Source organism: Frisingicoccus sp., from assembly GCA_016298055.1.
Classification (GTDB): Bacteria; Bacillota; Clostridia; order Lachnospirales; family Lachnospiraceae; genus Frisingicoccus.
Genome location: JAEDDO010000144.1, coordinates 1 through 4,637, shown reverse-complemented (window position 1 = coordinate 4,637; position 4,637 = coordinate 1). Strand labels below are relative to the sequence as shown.

The window sequence follows — 4,637 nt, the reverse complement described above, 5'->3', positions numbered from 1 at the left end:
GCTCAGTATCCGTTGTCGGTTCTGTATCTGTTGTCGGCTCAGTATCCGTTGTCGGTTCTGTATCTGTTGTTGGCTCTGTGTCCGTTATCGGCTCAGTTTCTGTTTCTGTGCATGGTGGCCATGGTTTTGTACATGGTGGAATCGGTGGTAATTTACACAGATAAACAGCTTCTACAAGAAGCGTACCTACCTGCTCTGTTTTATCATACCATGCCTTGTTTACATAATCCAAAGCCTTATAACGAGGCCCGAAGAACTGATGCTGTTTACCTCTAACGACCCAACCGATAAACTCATATCCAGGATATGCCTGAACTTCCGGAAGAATATAAACGGCACCATCTGTTGCCGGAAGTGTTTCAAATGTCGGATTTGTATGATCAACAAATCTGCCCTTAAGCGCATCTGTGATCACTGTCAAATAAACAACTTTCTCATCAACATCCGGTGTATCAATGTTCGCATCTTCAGCACCATCGACATATGCGAATACTGAGTTTTCTTCCGGAACATAAATCTCTTCTGCACTTTCCAAAGATTCCTGTGGAACCTCTGTATCAATGCTTTCTTCTGTATCCGCTATAGAGTTCGAAATCGTCTCATCAACTTCTGAAACGGCTTCTTCTGAATCTTCTACTTCTTCTGTCTGTTCAGACTGTTCTTCTGACGCAGACTGTTCTTCTGATGCAGACTGTTCTGCTTCCATGACAACTATTTTACTTTCGGATTCTGTTTCTGCAGCCAATGCACTTGTAGCAATACCGCCTGTAATCACAGTTGTTGCTAATAAAACAGCAAAAATCCTTCCTTTAATTTTTTTCATACCCATTACTCCTCACATTCTTAAATTTCCAAAAACCTTTGTAAGTCTACTTACCTGCAGAGAACCCCCCACTTTATATCTTTTAATATTATGATATCATATCTTGTTTAAATGTCAACATTTGTCTAATTAATGACATCCGTTTTCTTCGCACAAATACCGGGTTGTAGGATCCGTAGGATCCCATGTATGCCAGGATGGTATCGGCTGGAAATCCGGTTTTGGAATCGGGCCTGAGTCTTCATATGGTGTAATATAAATCTCGGTACCCAATTCACAGTTATCATAGATCCATTTTGCTTCTCCGGCCTGTAATCGGATACATCCCAGAGACTGGGTCGTTCCAAGATAGTTATACATAGAATCTACATATAATGTGGTCGGATCCTCAATACGATACGGTACCGAATGGAACAGATAGTCACCGGAAATCTGTGTACACCACTGGGCCTTTGAACCGCCGACCATTGTAAGCCACCTGAATTTATTTGGTGAATAATAAGTGCCTGTTGGTGTATTTTCACCGCAGGATGTAATCATAGCTTTTACAGGAACTTTATATTCGCCATTTTCATCTTTTGCAAAAACAATCAGATAATTTCCCCATTTATATACTTTAATCAGATACGGTCCTGAAACAAGTCGGGAAACATCATTATCGATCTCACCATCTTCTTTGACATAACGTTTATATCCGCCGATCCAATGCCAGCCCTGGTCAAATCTTCCCTTTGCATAAACATATGTATCGGATGGACCAACAATACGTCTTCCCTCATATGTATAGTACGGATAAACACGATAATAATTGTATTCATCCTCGGATGGATGTAAATCTGAATAGTCTGTCGTTGTTTTCATATATAAATATTCGAATTTACCGCCGCCGATGGAACGATAGATCAAATAACCTTCGGCACCTTCTACCGCATCCCATCTTATATATACATGACTCTTTCCTGCCGTATTTGCAGACAAATTCTTAACCGCTTCGAGATAAACCGGAAGACTTCCTTTCGCATAGACGTAAGCATCCGATGGACCGGTAATTCTCACAAAGTTGTTTACATAGGTAGGATAAACACGATAATAATTGTATTCATCTTCGGAAGCTGTCTTATCCGTATATTCTGTTTTACTTACCATATACAAATATTCAAAGCTGCCATCGCCAATCTGACGATAAATAAGATAATTATCCGCACCTTCCACAGCGTCCCATTTAAGATTTACACTGCCTTTGCCCACTGCAGCTGCTTTTAAGTTTGTAACAGCTGTCAATGTTCTCGGCAAAACAGCCGTTGCATAAACGTAGGTATCGGATGGGCCGACAACCCGATTTTCTCCAACCATGACATATGGATAAACCCGGTAGAAATTATACTCTGTCTCAGAAGCTGTCTTATCTGTATATTCTGTACGACTGACCATATATCTGTATTCAAACTTTCCATTACCAATCTGACGATAAATAAGATATCCGTCTGCACCTTCTACTTCATCCCATTTCAAACGGATCTGTCCCTGTGCACAAGCTGCCGCTTTCAAATTTCCGACAGGAGCTAATGTCACCTGTGCGATACCCTTTGCATAGACATAGGTGTCTGAAGGTCCCGTAACCTTTGTTTCCCCATCCATATAATATGGATATACTCTGTAATAATTATATTCTTCCGCGGAAGCTGAGCTATCCGTATAGGTTGTTTCTTCTGTCTCTGCCAGATATTCAAAAGATGTCTTGCCAATCTGGCGATAAATAAGATATCCGTCTGCACCTTCTGCTGCATCCCAATCTAACTTAACAGTATTCTCTTCAACACCGACAGCTTTTAAATTTGTTACCGCTTTTAATTCTTTTTGTTCCGGCTCTTCAGTCTCCTCTTCCGTTTCTGTCTCCGTTTGAATCTCTGTTTCACTTTCTGTCTCATCAATACTTTCTGTTTCCTCATCCGTTTCAACGGTACTCTCAACGTTTTCTGTCACTGTCGGGTCTGTACTTTCTGCATAGGCCCCGGCTCCCAAACTAGATACAAGTATCGCTCCGGTCAAAAGACCTGCAGCCAGTCGCTTATACCATCTCTTCATTCCTTCATTCCTCCTTTATTTTGCCATTGCATATACATAGGCAATACTTTGTGTATTCACTATTCTCTCGCCATTGTTCATATGATAAGGGTAAACACGATAATAATTATATTCGGTTTTACTTGCTGTCATGTCTTTAAATGACGTGCCTGACACCATATACCGATACTGAAATTTCCCCGTATCGCCAACCTGACGATAGATTATATATCCGTCCGCATCACTGATCTTATTCCAGCTCACTGTTACATTCCCTGAATTTGAGACCGCTTTAAGTCCTGTAACCGCCGGAAGAAGCCCCTTGGCGTAGACATATTTAATACTTGAAGCAACCACCCGATTGCCATCATCATCCATATAATAAGGGTACACGCGATAATAATTGTATTCCGTATCCGAAGCTTTCATATCAATATATGTCGTATTTTCTTTTATATAAAGATATGAGAATTTTCCGCCTCCGACGGATCTGTAAATAATGTATCCATCCGCTCCCTCAATTTCTTCCCAATGAATGAGAACTTTCTGCTTTCCATAAGGTTCTGCCGAAATATTTTGGATCGGTACAGGTCCCGGTTTCGAATACACATACTTATCACTGCCTCCAATAACTTCTTGACCATCATCATCTGTAAAATAAGGATATACGCGATAAAAATTATATGCACCATCCACAGCATTTTCATCAAGAAAACTTGTATCATCGGCTATACCGCAAGGTGAAAAGGATTCTTCACCTTCAACTTTACGATAAACTTTATATCCTTCAGCACCGGACACATATTCCCAGTACAAAATGATCCTGGACTTCCCTGCCGGTTCGGCAACTAAATTCTGAACCGGATATAATTCAATATCTTTATATCCACGATCAATGTAATCAAAATTCAGGTCCACCTCTCCGCTATTTCCTTCGATGCCCTTTACCTTTCCTGTAGATGTACACTGCCACATTCCATACTCGCCCTCATAATCACACTGTTCGTTATACTGGGCGATCCACTTTTCCCACCGGTCAAAACGGGGATCAGTCAGCTTATTATTAAACCAGTACAGATTCGCATAGATTCCGACCTCATAACCGGCTTCCTCAATCTTATCACAAAAGACTTCTGCAATATCTGCAATCTCCTCATTTGACAAAGATCCGGTATATTTTTCATCTTCCAGATCCAGATAGATCGGCAGATCAAGATCGTATCCTTCCACCAGTCTGAGCACATGTTCCGCTTCACTTAAAGCTTCCTCTGTATCCAGAGCGTAGGAATAGATATAAACACCAAAAGGCATGCCCACACGTGTACACTCGGATGCATTTCGCTCCCACTGGGCATCATCCTGATCTTCAAAATCATTTCCGTATCCGCATCGAAGAATTGCATAGTCGATATCCGTTTCGTTTTTTACTGTTTCCCAGTCAATCTCCCCGTTAAAGGTACTGACATCAACCCCCTTTGCCAAAGCCCCCTCAATCGGTTCTCCGGCCGAGTTTACATAGTGACCGTTTTCATAGGTCCATGCATTTTCATATTCCTCATCTGCTTCTGCTGTTCTTAAAATGCCGGATTCGATACGATCTCCATCCTCATATCGCCAACTGTTCTCCCGATAATCCGTCTGCCGTTCCACTTGAGTTTCTGTGTACGAAACTTTTGTCTCCTCTATATCTATGGCCTTTACTGACAAACTGCTGCTGCCGATCAGGCTGGCTGCCAGTAAAATGCAGCCG

The 4,637-nt window shown here is 41.5% G+C and carries 3 protein-coding genes; all 3 read right to left on the bottom strand.

From position 1 onward, the window contains the following. Nucleotides 1-823, bottom strand: an 823-nt coding sequence (locus QZZ35_RS09295) for a hypothetical protein (protein ID WP_291237146.1), incomplete at its 3' end; no start/stop codon positions are given. Between the two features lie 129 nt (nt 824-952). Next, entirely contained in the window at nt 953-2,908 is a 1,956-nt protein-coding gene (locus tag QZZ35_RS09290) for a L,D-transpeptidase family protein (protein ID WP_291237145.1), read from the bottom strand. 15 nt (nt 2,909-2,923) lie between these two features. Continuing rightward, nucleotides 2,924-4,637 (bottom strand): GH25 family lysozyme (locus tag QZZ35_RS09285; protein ID WP_291237144.1); only part of this gene is annotated, 1,714 nt, incomplete at its 5' end.